This is a genomic window from Companilactobacillus sp. y65-5 (genome assembly GCF_057541095.1).
The window spans coordinates 141636-156834 of sequence record NZ_BAAJOA010000005.1 but is presented as its reverse complement, the minus strand read 5'-3'; the positions used below and the strand labels follow the sequence as shown (position 1 = coordinate 156834).

16 protein-coding genes are annotated in these 15199 nt (G+C 40.1%); 12 read left to right on the top strand and 4 right to left on the bottom strand.

All coding sequences use genetic code 11. From position 1 onward, the window contains the following. Positions 1-17 precede the first annotated feature (17 nt). From AC27FM_RS10005 to AC27FM_RS09990, 4 genes are all read right to left on the bottom strand, one after another. The gene (locus AC27FM_RS10005) at positions 18-302 is read right to left on the bottom strand and encodes a hypothetical protein (protein WP_487087894.1); all 285 of its coding nucleotides are present in this window, start codon (positions 300-302) and stop codon (positions 18-20) included. Between the two features lie 105 nt (positions 303-407). After that, positions 408-1145 (bottom strand): LytR/AlgR family response regulator transcription factor, encoded by a 738-nt coding sequence (locus tag AC27FM_RS10000; RefSeq protein ID WP_487087892.1) that lies wholly within the window; start codon positions 1143-1145, stop codon positions 408-410. 12 nt (positions 1146-1157) lie between these two features. Then, positions 1158-2456, bottom strand: coding sequence for a sensor histidine kinase (locus AC27FM_RS09995; RefSeq protein WP_487087890.1), 1299 nt, complete (start codon positions 2454-2456; stop codon positions 1158-1160). Between the two features lie 26 nt (positions 2457-2482). Continuing rightward, entirely contained in the window at positions 2483-3124 is a 642-nt protein-coding gene (locus AC27FM_RS09990; RefSeq protein WP_487087888.1) for a CPBP family intramembrane glutamic endopeptidase, read from the bottom strand. A 217-nt stretch (positions 3125-3341) separates the two neighbouring features. Here AC27FM_RS09990 and AC27FM_RS09985 point away from each other — a divergent pair, with 217 nt between their 5' ends. The 12 genes from AC27FM_RS09985 to nhaC all read left to right on the top strand — a co-directional run bounded on the left by AC27FM_RS09985 (position 3342) and on the right by nhaC (position 15054). Next, positions 3342-3698, top strand: a complete 357-nt coding sequence (locus AC27FM_RS09985) for a bacteriocin immunity family protein (RefSeq protein WP_487087886.1) — start codon at positions 3342-3344, stop codon at positions 3696-3698. Positions 3699-3786: 88 nt separating this feature from the next. Next, the gene (locus tag AC27FM_RS09980) at positions 3787-4101 is read left to right on the top strand and encodes a bacteriocin immunity protein (RefSeq protein ID WP_487087884.1); all 315 of its coding nucleotides are present in this window, start codon (positions 3787-3789) and stop codon (positions 4099-4101) included. Positions 4102-4249: 148 nt separating this feature from the next. After that, entirely contained in the window at positions 4250-5881 is a 1632-nt protein-coding gene (locus tag AC27FM_RS09975) for an ABC-F family ATP-binding cassette domain-containing protein (protein ID WP_487087882.1), read from the top strand. A gap of 213 nt (positions 5882-6094) precedes the next feature. Beyond that, positions 6095-6847 carry an ABC transporter ATP-binding protein gene (locus AC27FM_RS09970; protein ID WP_487087880.1) on the top strand — a complete coding sequence of 251 codons (753 nt, stop codon included), beginning with the start codon at positions 6095-6097 and terminating at the stop codon, positions 6845-6847. Positions 6848-6867: 20 nt separating this feature from the next. Beyond that, positions 6868-8655, top strand: a complete 1788-nt coding sequence (locus tag AC27FM_RS09965; protein WP_487087878.1) for an FtsX-like permease family protein — start codon at positions 6868-6870, stop codon at positions 8653-8655. A gap of 286 nt (positions 8656-8941) precedes the next feature. Continuing rightward, a complete protein-coding gene (locus AC27FM_RS09960; RefSeq protein WP_487087876.1) occupies positions 8942-9976 on the top strand; it encodes an SLAP domain-containing protein in 1035 nt (344 codons plus the stop codon). A gap of 402 nt (positions 9977-10378) precedes the next feature. Further along, positions 10379-11110, top strand: a complete 732-nt coding sequence (locus AC27FM_RS09955; protein ID WP_487087958.1) for an amino acid ABC transporter ATP-binding protein — start codon at positions 10379-10381, stop codon at positions 11108-11110. Between the two features lie 17 nt (positions 11111-11127). Further along, positions 11128-11955: a glutamate ABC transporter substrate-binding protein gene (locus tag AC27FM_RS09950; RefSeq protein WP_487087874.1), complete on the top strand. Its 828-nt coding sequence runs from the start codon at positions 11128-11130 to the stop codon at positions 11953-11955. Beyond that, positions 11952-12590, top strand: a complete 639-nt coding sequence (locus tag AC27FM_RS09945; protein ID WP_487087872.1) for an amino acid ABC transporter permease — start codon at positions 11952-11954, stop codon at positions 12588-12590. The genes AC27FM_RS09950 and AC27FM_RS09945 overlap by 4 nt, the downstream gene beginning before the upstream one ends. Before the next feature lie 13 nt (positions 12591-12603). After that, a complete protein-coding gene (locus tag AC27FM_RS09940; RefSeq protein WP_487087870.1) occupies positions 12604-13257 on the top strand; it encodes an amino acid ABC transporter permease in 654 nt (217 codons plus the stop codon). Between the two features lie 115 nt (positions 13258-13372). After that, positions 13373-13618, top strand: coding sequence for a hypothetical protein (locus AC27FM_RS09935; protein ID WP_487087868.1), 246 nt, complete (start codon positions 13373-13375; stop codon positions 13616-13618). 29 nt (positions 13619-13647) lie between these two features. Then, positions 13648-15054: a Na+/H+ antiporter NhaC gene (gene nhaC, locus AC27FM_RS09930; RefSeq protein WP_487087866.1), complete on the top strand. Its 1407-nt coding sequence runs from the start codon at positions 13648-13650 to the stop codon at positions 15052-15054. Positions 15055-15199 lie beyond the last annotated feature (145 nt).

Sequence of the window (15199 nt, the reverse complement as noted above, 5' to 3'; positions counted from 1 at the left end):
AATAGGTAGGAAAGCGGTTACTGAATAAGCAATTTAGCCAGAATAATGACTAAAAAGACTGTTAGACCGCCAAAATAAACCTTCAAAGTTTGGTGACGATATTTGTCCTTATAGTCACAGTATTTGAAGATCAAAGTTAGGTTACTGAAGATCATGAAGAGAAATAATGGGTCCAAGAGTAACTGCTTGAGTGTGTCCCCAAAGATCAAACAAGCACTGGCATAGATAACGGTGTAGATGGCTACTTGTTGTAATAGTTGGAGTTTTCGACCCTTAGTCAAATTTAATTTAAATATATCCATAATTGTTCTTTTGTATTACCTCGTTTATTATATCTATTCCACCTTATCATAGAAAAGATACAATTTGTAGAATATATCCTAGGGTATAAGCTTTGCCGTCCGGAACTACATCAAAGTACGTAGTTTCTTGGACTTACCGATCGAAAATGATCGGACTAGTTCGGGACCAAAATGTATCTCACGTGCACTGAAGTCAGCTTCACTGATCGTCGTTGGATTGACTAGGCAGGAGCGATTGGCACGAAAGAAGGACGAGTAGTTCTTCTCTAATTCGTTCAGGTTACCGTAAAATTCGTACTGCCCGGTCTTGGTGTATAAGTTCAAGCGATGGGGGATGGAGGAGGTCTCCACAAATAAGACGTCGTCCAGATTGATATGGTAGATTTGATTGCCGATCGAAAAGGTAAAGCATCTTTTTTGGCAAGTCATGATGCGGTCGATCCGCTCTTTAGCTAAGGACAGCGTGTCATAAAATTCTTGGCGAAAACTCTCTGCGTCTTGGTCTTTGACGATGAAGTCTAGAGCTTCGACTTTTTGCTTGAAGGTCAACGGCGCCATCTCATCGTGGGTCGTCACAAAGACGATCTTGGCTTGAACGTCGATCTTGCGGATCTTGACTGCAAGGTCGATACCGTTGATGTCACAGCCTAAGTCAATATCCAAGAAGTATATCCCGTTGTTAGTCGGAAATTTTTGTAGATACTTGAGCACTTCATAGGGGCTCTGCGTCTTCAGAGCGATTTCAAAATTATCATTATGGAACAACATGTAATTGTTGACGAGGACTTCGAATTGTTGAAGCTGAATCACATCGTCCTCACAAATTATGATTGGATAACTCATTATTCGTCCTTTCTAAATCAAAACTAATTTGAAGTGAAACCAATTGCTATCTTCGCTGTATTGCACGAACAAGTTAGGATATTTTTTCTTGATATCTTGTAGATTAGCCAAGCCTAGACCAGCATGATCCGGTTTAGTCGAATAACCAGATTGACTGATTTCAGTGAGTTCTGGTTTTTTGGTCACAGTATTAGCGACGATGAAGGTCACTTGCTTTTCCTCAGTGACGATGGCCAATTGAATCTTACCGTTACTTTGTTTTTTAGTATCTTCGATAGCATTGTCGATGGTGATACCAAGTATCCGTACTAAGTCGAAGATGTCGATGGCGAGGTTCTTAACGGTATTGCGACATTCAAAGTGACAGTCGATGTGTTCGTGATTGATCTGATTCAACTTGCTGATGAATAGGCTCTTGAGGTAGGGATCTTTTATCTGATTGAGATCCTTGTACAATTCCATCGAGATGTTATTGAAGTAGTCATCAGAATAACTTTCAAACTTATTCAATGATTCAATCAATTGGTCGTTGTCATCAGAATCGGCCACGGTCCGTAGACTTAGTAGCAGGTTTTTATAATCGTGCTTGAATTTTCGCAGCGTCAATTGGTCACTTTCCAGTTGGTCAGTATACATCTTGAGATTCTTGAATTGTTCTTCTGAAAGTTGTTGTTGATAAAAGTTTTTTTGCCGTTTGGATTCTAGTTTGAAGATCAGCAGTAAAACGATGACTTGAATGACGACGAATAATAAAATACCGATTATTAATTTGCGATAGGCTTCGAAGTGGTCGATCAGGTTCATAAAAATCGACAAAACCACGAAGAAATATGCTAGTAGTAAGGTCATTACCGGAGAAGTCTCAGTCTTTTTGATGAGATTTCGCAAGTCGAAGTGATGATATAAGATGATGGTGATCACTGCCAAGCTCCACTCTATCAGCGCACAGATGATGGTAAAACCAACCCCTTGAGTACGCGTAGTCGTCACGAAGACTAAGATGATGGCAGAAGTGACGATGTCAACTAAGTAGATCGTGATACTAGCGATCAGAGCGGAATCCAATAAAAAGTAATTGAGCTTGCGCTGATGTTCGAAGATCAAGTAAGTTCCGATGACGAATATCAAAAAACTCCAGTCGTCGAATTTATTATCGGTGACAGCTGAGACGATCAATAAGGCACTTGTTGCTATCAGTGTTTTAAAATTTATCTTTTGTCGTTCATTATAAATCGAAAAAAACAAAATAAATGTCATAATCCAAGTTAAAAAGACACCTAGAATATAAGCATGGTCCTCTACATAAATCATCTTCGATCACCCCTGCTACTAGTATATCAGAGGACGAGAATCGTGATCCCCGCAAGAAAATTATTTAGACTGTGCAAGAACATGTTGTATCTGATGTCTTCGAAACGAACGTAAGCCAGTGATAGGATCACACCCATAATAAAATAAGGCACGATATTGAAACTAAAATTCAAATCATGTGCGAAGGCAAAGGCGAGCGAATTGATCACAACGTACCAGAATAATTTTTTGGGATCATTTGCTTGAGGAAAAAATAATTTGGCGAATAAACCACGAAAGATCAATTCTTCGCAGATCGGCGAGATGATCACTGTCGTCAGAATGGTGTTGAAAGTATTGGATCTAATCATTGAGACGACCTCTTTTTGATTATTAGACTCAGGCAAAAAACTGGTCAAATAACCAGTAATGAAGATAGCTGCGATGAAGATAACTAGTTCTAAATAAGGATGTCTAGTCTTGATACCGACAAAAATAGTTTGCTGATCAAAGAAATGCCAAAGGCGACGAATAAAAAAATACGAAGCGACGAGACCAATTATCGTCGAGAGTGCATAGATATAAACATTAGTCGCAATTTTTCCCATGATAAAGGGAATTATGCAAATTTGGTATAGTATGAGGTAAATAACGATCGTCAGAAGATTGTTCTTGTTAGTTTTTTCCATTTTGTTTCCTCAATAGTTCAGATTGATATGTTATCCCTAAGATAGCACAAATTTATTTTTAATTTAAATGGAGTATCTGGAATGTCCAGTTGGGAGTTTTTTGTTAGTCTTACGATTGAGATTCAAAGGATCTAGACGTTTGCTATTTTTGGTAGCTATGAAAAAAGAAAGAGATTACAATAAAAGTGTAAACTTTCAGAAAATGGAGCTTGTGAGAATGGATAAAGACAACAGAGAAAAAGCAAAACAATTGATCCATGACTTGTATAATTACTTGATCAAGGTACCTGAGCCCTCAAAAAACTTACTCAATGTGACGGATGTCTTGTTGCAAGTTTATCAAAAGATCGACGATACCAAAGATTTGGCGCCACTATTGAGTAAACTAGTCAATTATATTTATGTCGAAGGTTTCGATACTCTGACACTTCCTCGTGAACAGGAACACCAGTTGATTGAATTAGGTGATATGGCTAAGTCAGCCGGTTGGAATGGTCGTTATAGGGCCAATTATACTGATAAATCACAGTTTTACAGTTACTTTGACAAGAATAAAATGCCACGTAGAGAATAGGTTCCGGAAGAAAAACTGACAGTTCAGGATATTCTAAACTTTCGAGAAAAAATATCAGCTAGAATATGATCGAGAGGGGGGAAGTAATTTGTCAGAAAAAGAATTATTCAATTTGATCAATAAAGCTTATCTAGATCCTGAAATTGAAAAAAATAAAGATATTAGAACACGATTATTAAGGTTAGCACGTGAATTAGAGAACGGTAAAAATTACAAAGTCGTGTGTGTTCAATTAAGCAATTATATTTCATTTTATTTAGCCTCACATTGGTTGCGTGCACCAAAAGCATTGGTGAAACTTTCACAGAGTATTGAAAAGAATTCGCAGTTGTATCGCGGATCGAGTGCCAATAGTGTCTGGATCAGTGGCATGGATGAAAAAGTCCCTGTCGAAAGTAATTAATATCCTTAATAATAGTAGATAAACACTGAAATTCCTTGGTGTATGTGGTACACTACACTAATATATCAGAACGAATATGAATAAAAATTCAACGTCGCCGTTACTAGACACGTTGTTTTTTTTACGCGTAAATGCAGGAGGATAGTTAATGTTAAATGTCAACAATGTCAGTATGCAGTTTTCCGATCGGATGCTCTATGACGATGTGAATCTCAAGTTTACCCCAGGTAACTGTTATGGGGTGATCGGTGCTAATGGTGCGGGGAAGTCTACATTCTTAAAGATCATTGAGGGCAAACTCAAGCCAACGACTGGGGTAGTTTCTATGGGTCCCAATGAAAGAATGTCCAGTCTGAATCAAGATCACTTTGCTTTCGAAGATAACTTAGTTATGGATACTGTGATCCGTGGTCATCAAAAACTCTACGATATTATGACTGAAAAAAATGCCATCTACTTAAAGCCCGACTTCAGTGACGCTGACGGTATCCGTGCAGCTGAATTGGAGACCGAGTTCGGAGAGATGGGCGGTTGGGAAGCCGAAGCTGAAGCTAGTCAGATGCTACAAGCTCTAGGTATCGAAGAGTCCTTACATCAAGTTCCGATGAGTGAATTGACAGAGCCACAAAAAGTTAAAGTCCTACTAGGACAAGCTTTGTTTGGTCATCCCGATGTCTTACTCTTAGATGAGCCAACTAATGGTCTAGATGTTCAGTCGATCAGCTGGCTAGAGAACTTTTTAGCCGACTATGAAAATACCGTGATCGTGGTATCCCATGACCGTCACTTCTTGAACCAAGTTTGTACGCACATGTGTGACGTTGACCGTGGTAAGATCACATTATTTGTTGGTAACTATGACTTCTGGATGGAATCCAGTGAATTAGCTACGCAATTACGTGCTAACGCTAATGCTAAAAAAGAAGATCAGATCAAACAGCTACAAGAATTCGTGGCACGCTTTAGTGCCAATGCTTCTAAGTCTAAGCAAGCGACATCACGTAAGAAACAATTAGAGAAGATCACTCTAGATGACATCAAGCCATCGACGCGTAAATACCCATTCATCAAGTTCAATCCTGAACGTGAACTCGGTAAGGACTTGGTCAGCTTGGACAATATCTCGAAGTCGATCGAAGGGGTCAAGATCTTAGACAATGTCAGCCTGACACTGCGTCCTAACGAAAAGATCGCTTTTATCAGTCGCAATGACTTGACCACCACAGTCTTGATGCAGATCATTTCTGGCGAATTAGAACCTGATGAAGGCCAAGTGACTTGGGGACAGACCGCAACAACGACTTACCTACCTAAGAACGTCAATGATTACTTCGCTGAAAATAAATTGGCAGTGATCGACTGGTTGCGTCAGTATGCTTCTAAAGAAGAGAATGACAATACTTTCTTGCGTGGCTTCTTAGGTAAGATGCTCTTCTCTGGGGATGATGTCAATCGTGAAGTTGACGTCATGTCTGGTGGTGAGAAGATCCGAGCAATGCTCTCTAAGATGATGTTGAGCAAAGCTAATGTACTACTATTAGATGACCCAACCAATCACTTGGATCTAGAATCGATCACAGCATTAAATGACAGCTTGGTCGGTTTCAAGGGTAGTATCATCTTTACATCACATGACCACGAGTTCATACAGACGATCGCTGACCGTATCATTGAAGTCAGCCCTAAGGGTATCGTTGATCGTGGTGACACGACTTATGATGAGTTCCTAGCACACAAACAAGTTCAAGAGCAAGTTGCAAAATTATACGATGATAAATAATATCCCAAACGACTCGTTTTCGGTTACCGATGCGAGTCGTTTTTTTTGTGGTCTCAAAAAATAATTTATACAAGTGTTAGCAATGATTTATTTGTAAAAACAGATTACAGAATCCGTACAGCGTCTTACAAAATTGTAAGTAGATGTAATACGAATCGAACGCCCTTTGTCGATGTTTTTATTATGATAGATATATCAAATGGAGGTCAAGAAATGCAAAAAATCGTAGAAGTAAAAAATGTCGAAAAAATTTATGGTAAGGCTGACGAGAAACAATTCAAAGCCTTGTCGGATGTAAATTTTGAAGTTCAACCAGGAGAGTTTGTAGGTATCATGGGGGCATCTGGTTCAGGTAAGACAACCTTGCTCAATATTTTGTCAACTCTTGATACACCAACCAGTGGTTCAGTTAAGATCTCTGGACAAGACATCACCAAGTTAAATACGAATGAGATGGCAGATTTTCGTGCTAACAAGATCGGTTTCATTTTCCAAGACTTCAATTTATTGGAAAACTTAACGGCTTATGAAAATATCGCTTTGCCATTAGCACTACAAAGTGTCACACCTAAGAGCATCAAGCCAGCTGTGATGGCTATCGCCGAAAAACTCGGTTTGACGGACATCCTCAATCACTACCCAACTGAATTATCTGGTGGTCAAAAACAACGTGTAGCTGCTGCACGTGCACTAGTACATGAACCAAGTATCGTCTTCGGTGATGAGCCTACTGGAGCACTGGACTCAAAGAGTGCACGAGCTTTGATGGACACGATGACGAAGATCAATCAAGAAGATAACGTCTCGATCTTATTAGTAACTCACGATCCTTTTTCAGCTAGTTATTGCGATAGGATTTTGTTCATTCGCGATGGGGAGATCGGTCAAGAACTGAGAAAGGAACAAAGTTCACGTGGCGAATTTTATCAAGAGATCCTAGATTCCTTAGGAACATTCGCTGAATAGAATTGAGAGGAGATTAAATAATGTTAAACAAGTTAGCCCTCAGTGGCATACGACATCGAATGCGAGACTACACCGTGTTGTTCTCAGGTTTGATGATTGCTTCAGCAATTTTTTATATGTTCATGTCTTTAGCAACTAACAAGACATTTTTAAGTACTAACTCACCAGCGCAGGCGACGGCTTTTATCTTCGGTTTCGGAGTCGTCTTACTAGCAATAATCACGATCGTCTATATCAATTATGCCAATAGTTTCTTGCTCAGCATGCGACAAAAAGAATACGGAATGTTCATGATGCTCGGTGCTAAGAGCAGTAGGATCTCCAAAATGATCTTCGTTGAAACCTTTGCGATCGGTGCTATTTCAACACTGATCGGTATGGCTATCGGTGTCATCGCGACTAAGTACGTCAGTCAGTGGATGATCCAAGCCCTAGATATGAATATTAAACACTTTGATAGTTTTTATATGCCAGCCTTGATTTGGACTTTTGTCTTCTTCATCGTGATCTTCATTCTTTCAGCTATTCGTAATTCGATCTCACTACGTCGGACTAAGATCCTGACGCTATTGAATCGAGACAGCCAACCTAACAAGATCAAGCGCAACAGACTTGTTAAGGCAGTTCAAGCCGTGATCGGAATCGTCTTCTTAGTTCTCGGTTATTATTCCATGTGGATCATCGGTAAGGCTCCAGTATTTATCTATATCGGGGTACCTTTCGCCCTAGTTACGATCGTTATCGGAACTTACTTCACGATCAACGCTGCAATCACAGCCGTGATTGCAATATTAAAACGCAAGAATTTTGCACAAAGAGGTTTGAACAATTTTACATTATCACAATTGAGTTTTAGGATCGGTGACTACACCAAGATCTTGTCAATGGTCTCGATCATGTTTGCACTAGCTCTAGGTGCGATCACAGTCGGTCTAGGTTTTCAAAATCAAATCGAAACTGTCGTTAATGGACAAAATTACTACGATGTAGTAGTTCATAACGCCGATACGGCACAGAAGAATCGTATCAATCACTTGAGCGGTGATAAGCAATCTAATTATGAATTCAAAGCTGACGATAAGACTAAGACAGTCTACTATCGTGCTAGTGACTTCAAGAGCCAACCCTTCCGCTATGAACACTTCAATATGAAGAGCATGGTCGCTAAGACTAAGATCAGTCGCGACCTGAAAAATGACGAAGCCACTTACTCGATGCAACAAAACATGTTACCAGAATATCGTATGAGTAAGCTCAAAACGGTCAGTGACGCTGAATTTGATAACATTCAGTCTAAGACTGACACAGTGACTTTGGTCAAAACTAGCTCGTTCAAACAAAATCTCGACAAGATCAAAACGATCTCTAAAGAAGAGATCAAACGTTACCCTGAATTAAAGGTCGGTGGCGACAAGTATAGTGTCTATATCTTGATCAATGGTTTCTTCTCTGGTTTGGAATTCATGGGCTTCTTCCTCGGAATAGCTTTCCTAGCAATGCTAGCCAGTTGTCTGATGTTTAAGATACTCTCTGGCGCCAATGGCGACGTCAAACGTTACAACATGCTCTACAAGATCGGTACACGACAAAAAGCCCTACGTGCCACTATCAACAAAGAGATTGCAGTACTCTTCGCTGTTCCCGCTGGATTAGGGATCGTACACGTCTTAGTTGGATTACAGATGTTTAGAGCCATCCTATACAAGCCGTATATGAACATTGAAATTCCTTTTGGTATCTTCATCGTCTTGTATCTCGGATACTACTTCTTAACCCGTTATCTGTATAAGAAAATTGTTTTAGATTAAGCTTTCCAGTTTTCCTTCGGGGGAACTGGGGTCGCCGGGTATTCCCCCCTAACTAATACCTTGCGACCCCAGCTCCTCTGAAACAGGAGCAATGCATCGAAGTCCCCCCTAGGTGCAATCAATTATTGGATATCCCTCAACAAGAATCCTAAAATAAATTAAGAGACTGGCAGTCAGTCTCTTTTTTTGATGGTAAAGAAACATTTAAATTAGATGGTTATAGAATAATGAACTATCAAGTTGACCTATACTTAGGATGTACGATATTAAATAAGGGGTGTGAATTATGAAGAAAAATTCTATTTTATTAGGTGCAGCACTGGCTGTCTTACTGACTCCTTCAATGTTGAACAATTCTACTGAGACACAGGCTAGTGGAAATCTAGTCGGGATAGTGAAGCGTGACGGTGGTACTTTAGTTGATGGTAATGGCAATGTGATCACGAATCGCAAGTTGGGTAATTTTACGGCTTGGAAACTAGGCACGACTAAAACTATCAACGGCAAGTCCTACTACAAAGTGGCGACTAACGAATGGATCGAAGCAGATTCGATCGAAGTTCAAGGTGCTACGACTCAAGTGACCAAGATCAGTGGTATTGGAACAGTCTTACACGGTGGCGCTCCAGTAGTCGGTAATAATGGTGATTATAATGGTCAGTATTTGGGTAACTATACTAGCTGGCAAGTCAATGCCAAAAAAGTCGTCAACGGTTCGGTCTTCTATCGTGTTGCTACTGACGAATGGGTCTCAGGAGAATACATGAATGTCGGTACTCCAACAGTAACGACAGGTATTACGAAGACACCAGGCTATCTAGGGATAATCTTCCATGGCGGGACAGTCTCCAGTGATGACAATGGCAATATCACGACGAATGCCTTCGCCAATTCGAGTGAGTGGAGTCTCGACGAAAAGAAGACGATGAACGGTCAGGATTATTATCGAGTTGCGACTAATCAATGGATCGCTTCCGATGCGATGGCGATCTATGATGCGAATGGTACACCTGTCAATTTATCTGATATTCAAGCTAACCGTGATTCACTAGCCAACTCAGTCAACTATGTGAATTTCACCGCTCAATCAGTCGCACTGAGAGATTTCTATGATACACAAACTAACTCTTACATCACTAATCCTTATGGTGCTGGTTCGGTCTTCACCGTGACGAAGATCGTCAAAAATCGTAACGGTCAATACTTCTTCCAAGTAGAACCAAACCACTGGTTACCAGCGGATGATTTTGAACAACAGAGCAGTGATCTTTTAGCTCGAGCATACTATGAACCAGATTTTGCCATGAATGTGACGAAATAATTTATTTGTCGATAATAGTATCAAGATGTAATAAAGCTGGGATTTTCCCAGCTTTATTTTTTTTATCTAATGATTAAGATAAATATAATCTTAGGAAAATTTTTTAATCTATGCTAAAATTAATTACTTAATATTTTTTTAACCATTATTTAGTTCGTATTCTGAATAAATATATATTAATAATAACTTTTTTTATTTGGTAATATATCATGGCAAACCCTTGACATATTAGGGCTTGAGCGCAATAATCGCACTGTGCAAAAACCGAACATGTTCACTGTTTGGACGTTTTTTTGTTGCCAAATTCATTTTTAAACATTAGAATTTCTTTAATGATATTTTTTTCAGGAAATTTCAGTGTAGATTTCAAAGGGAATAGAAGGGAGAAAGTTTATGTCATCAATGATCGAATTCCGTGATGTACAAAAGTACTACGGCAAGTTTCATGCACTAAAGGACATTAACTTAAAAATCGATAAGGGAGAAACTGTTGTTTTGATAGGACCTTCAGGATCTGGTAAGAGTACTTTAGCCAGAACTGTTAATGGTTTGGAGACGATCCAGGAAGGACAGTTGATCGTAAACGGACGTGATATTGCTGACAAAACAACCGATATCAACCGTATTCGTACGGATGTCGGGATGGTTTTCCAACATTTCAACTTATATGCTAATAAAGATGTTTTAGAGAATGTAATGCTAGCACCTAGAATTGTTTTGAAATTAAACGAAGACGAGAATAAGAAGGCCGCTATGGCGTTACTAGACCAAGTTGGTTTGGCAGACAAAGCTCACAATATGCCTTCACAGATCTCTGGTGGACAGGCTCAACGTGTAGCTATCGCTAGATCACTAGCTATGAAGCCACGCTGTATGTTATTTGACGAACCTACAAGTGCCTTGGATCCAGAAATGATCGACGATGTTTTGGGTGTTATCAAATACGTTACTAACCAAAGTGATATGACGTCATTGATCGTTACTCACGAAATGGGATTCGCTCAAGAAGTTGCCAACCGTGTTATCTTCATGTCAGATGGACAAATCATTGAAGACGATGAGACAGAGACATTCTTCAAGCACCCTTCAAATGAACGTGCAAGTCAGTTCCTAGGTAAGATCATTTCGCATTAACAAAGGGGGTATTTGATATGAAAAGATTCAAGCTATTATCACTGATCATCACGTCATTACTCCTCGTCGTGACACTTGCCGGATGTGGAACACAACCACTGTCTTCCCAAAATGTTTTGGAAAATGACAAGAAGTCGAACACGATTACGTGGGGTGTAAAGGCTGATCAAAAGTTGATCGGATTGATCGATGTTAAAGATGGTAAAGAAAAAGGGTTTGAAATTGATTTGGCTAAGGCGATCACTAAGAAGATCCTTGGTAAGGATGGTAAGGCTAAGTTCGTTACAGTTACTTCGCAATCACGTATCCCATTGTTAAAGAATGGGAATATCGATGCGATCATTGCTACGATGTCGATCTTGCCTGACCGTAAAAAAGTAATTGATTTCTCAGATTCATATTTTAGTGCTGGACAATCGATCCTAGTTAAGAAGACGTCGTCCATCAAGAGTGTTAAGGACTTGAATGGCAAGACGGTAACTAGTGCCGTTGGTTCTAACTCAGTTGACAATATTCAAAAGATCGCACCTAAGGCGCGAGTATTGCAACTACCAGATTTTGCACAGGCTTTGACTGCTCTGAAGTCTGGTCAAGGTGACGCTATGACGACTGATAATGTTATCTTAGCTGGTCTAGCCGTAGAAAATCCCGACTACAAATTAGTCGGAGGGACTTTTACGACTGAACCTTATGGTATCGGTATCAACAAAGGTCAAGATGACTTCCGCAAGGCTATCAATAAGGGACTAGAAGAAGTTATCAAAGATGGTACCTATAACAAATTGATCATGAAGTGGTTCGGTAAGGTTCCAGGCTTCGACTACAAGGAGGTGCTGAGAAAATGATAAAATTACTCACTGATAATTGGTCAGCGTTTATTTCTGGCTTCGGTTGGACTGTATTATCCAGTATCTTGGCATTGTTCTTCAGTCTGATCATCGGTTCACTGTTTGCTATCTTGGAAGTTATGCCTAGCAAGGTAGCGCGTGTGATCGGTAATATCTACGTGGAGATTTTCCGTAACATTCCACTTTTGGTTATTACAATGTTCTTTTATTTAGTTATTCCACTGTACGTGGTGAAGATCAATGGTTTCACAGCTGGGACGATCGGTTTGACGATCTATACTTCAGCTTTTATCGCTGAAACCGTTCGTTCAGGCATCAACTCAGTTGATATCGGTCAGATGGAAGCAGCTCGTGGACAAGGGATGACCTTCTGGCAAGCCATGAGAAACGTAGTCTTGCCGCAAGCGTTCAAATTAGTTATCCCACCACTAGGTAATCAGTTCATCAACCTGGTCAAGAACTCATCTGTCTTAGCCTTCGTTGCTGGATTCGACTTGATGTATCAAGGTAACGCGATCGCATCAACGACTTTTGAAACTGTTAATACGTATTTGGTCGTAGGGTTATTTTACTTAATTATCACGCTACCGATCAGTTACTATATGCAACATCTAGAAAGAAAATTAGCTTAGGGGAGGACGTATTATGCAAAATTGGATAGACGCATATTCATGGATCAACATACGATTCCTGCTCCAAGGGCTAGAAATCACAATTTTGATCTCAGTTGTTTCAGTAGTATTGAGTTTTATCTTTGGTTCGGTATTGGGGATATTTCGTTACGCTAAGATCCCTTATTTTTCCAAGATCATTGGTTTCATCATCGACGTTATTCGTAACTTACCGTTACTTTTGATCATCTTCTTCACATACTTCGGTTTACCAGCCTTTGGCTTCAAGCCGGATACGATTCCTGCTGCCATCCTAGCGATGACGGTCTTCGAATCGATGATGATCGCGGAGATCATTCGTTCAGGTATCTTAGCTGTCGACATCGGTCAGATGGAAGCATCTCGAGCAATGGGTATGAAGATGGGCCAAGCAATGTGGCACGTCGTTTTACCACAAGCCTACAAGAAAATGATTCCGGCTCTAGTTAGTCAATTCATCTCGTTGATCAAGGATACATCTTTGGCAACGATCATCGTGGTGCCAGAGCTGATGCAACACGGTCAAGTTGTTTATGGACAAAATCCTAATTACATCATCCCTGTCTTCGTGGCTATGGCAGTCATGTACTTCATCGTCTGCTACGCCTTGTCGTTGCTCTCAAAATTCATCGACAGACGAATGGCTTAATAAAATTGCTTGACGAATAAAAAAATAACTGTTATTATACAAGGCAATCGAATAAACACTTATAAGTGTCTGAAGCAAGTAGTACTGCATCTGTGTGTAAGAAAGCCGGTGGTTGATGCGAATCGGTCAGGATGTACGTCACGAAATACCAGACATGACTTGGTTTTTCCAAGCGGGTAAAGAGACCGTTACTTCTCGAGAGTGGAGAATTTTATTCTCAAGTTGGGTGGTACCACGGTTGTTAGTCGTCCCTATTGCATACGCAGTAGGAACGACTTTTTTTATACCTCAGAATCGGAAGGAAAATACTAGTATGAAGAATACATCAGGTGGGAATCCACGATATCGAATCATTCGTTAAATAAACAGTCAAATATGAGGAGATTAATTATGGAAAACAAAGTCAGCTTCAAAGAAGCAATTTCAATTTTAGTAGTAATGTTAATAATTTTAGGTTTTGGTGTTATCAAATTTGGTTTATCACCACAAACTCCAGTTTTAGTAGTCATCGGTCTATTAGTGCTCTGGGCTAAACTCAGAGGTAATAGTTGGGATGACATCCATGCGGGTATTATCGATGGTGTTAAAAATGGTATCGTACCGATCTTCATCTTTATTCTGATCGGCGCACTGATCGGAACTTGGATCGCTGCTGGGATCATCCCTTCAATGATGGTCGCAGGTTTCCACATGATTTCGATCAGATGGTTCGTACCATCAGTATTCTTGGTTTGTGCCATTATCGGAACTTCGATCGGTAGTGCCTTTACGATCATTTCGACCTTAGGAATCGCCTTGTTCGGAATGGGTACGACTTTAGGTATCAATCCTGCACTAGTTGCCGGAGCAATCATCTCAGGTGCCATCTTCGGTGATAAGACTTCACCACTATCTGATTCAACTAACTTGGCTTCAGCGATTGCTGAAGACGACTTGTTCGCTCACATCAAGAACTTGATGTGGACGACTATCCCAGCCTTCTTGATTTCTTTGGTCTTATACGCAATTCTCGGTAACAGTGGTTCCAACGCCAGCTTAAATAGTATCGATACGACCTTAGCCGTATTGAACGCCAACTTCGCCATCTCTTGGTGGGCTATCCTACCGATCGCATTATTGTTCATCTGTTCACTCGCCAAAGTTCCTGCTATCGCTACTTTGATCTTAAATATCACAGTGACAGTAGGGATGATCTTCGTTCAAGTTCCTAATGTCAAAGTCAAAGACATCGCAGGTTTCATCGAGAGTGGTTTCGTTTCAAAGACTGGTAATGCAGCCGTTGATGCCTTATTGACACGTGGCGGCATCACGTCGATGATGGGTACTGTTTCCTTGATCTTCCTAACACTATCCTTAGGTGGTCTCCTAATGAAGTTTGATGTCATTCAGACAGCTATGAGCCCATTGGCCGCAAAACTCAAGACACCGGGTTCAGTCGTTACAGCTACGATCCTTTCAGGTATCGGTGTTAACATCTTTGTCGGTGAACAATACTTATCAGTTATCCTCCCAGGTAAAGCCTTCAAATCAACTTTCAACAAACGTGGCTTGGACAACTTAGCCCTCAGTCGGGTGCTAGAAGATGGTGGAACAGTCATCAACTACTTGATCCCTTGGGGAGTTGCTGGAGCTTTCGCCGCTAACACGCTCGGTGTATCCACACTAGCCTTCTTACCATTCTGCTTCTTCAGTCTTCTGTCACCAATCCTTTCGATTCTTAGTGGTTTCACTGGTATCGGTTTGAAACGTCTCGATAAGACCGTGGCGGATGAAAAAAGTAACACAGTGACAGCTTAAAAGATTTCAGAAAATATTCAATATGATTACTGAAAATAGTAATTTTATTGAATATTTTTTTGTACTTTTTAACCTTACAAAATTGTAAGGTGATGTTAGCTTAATAACGGTTCATTTCTATATTTATCAGCTAAGATTAAATGTA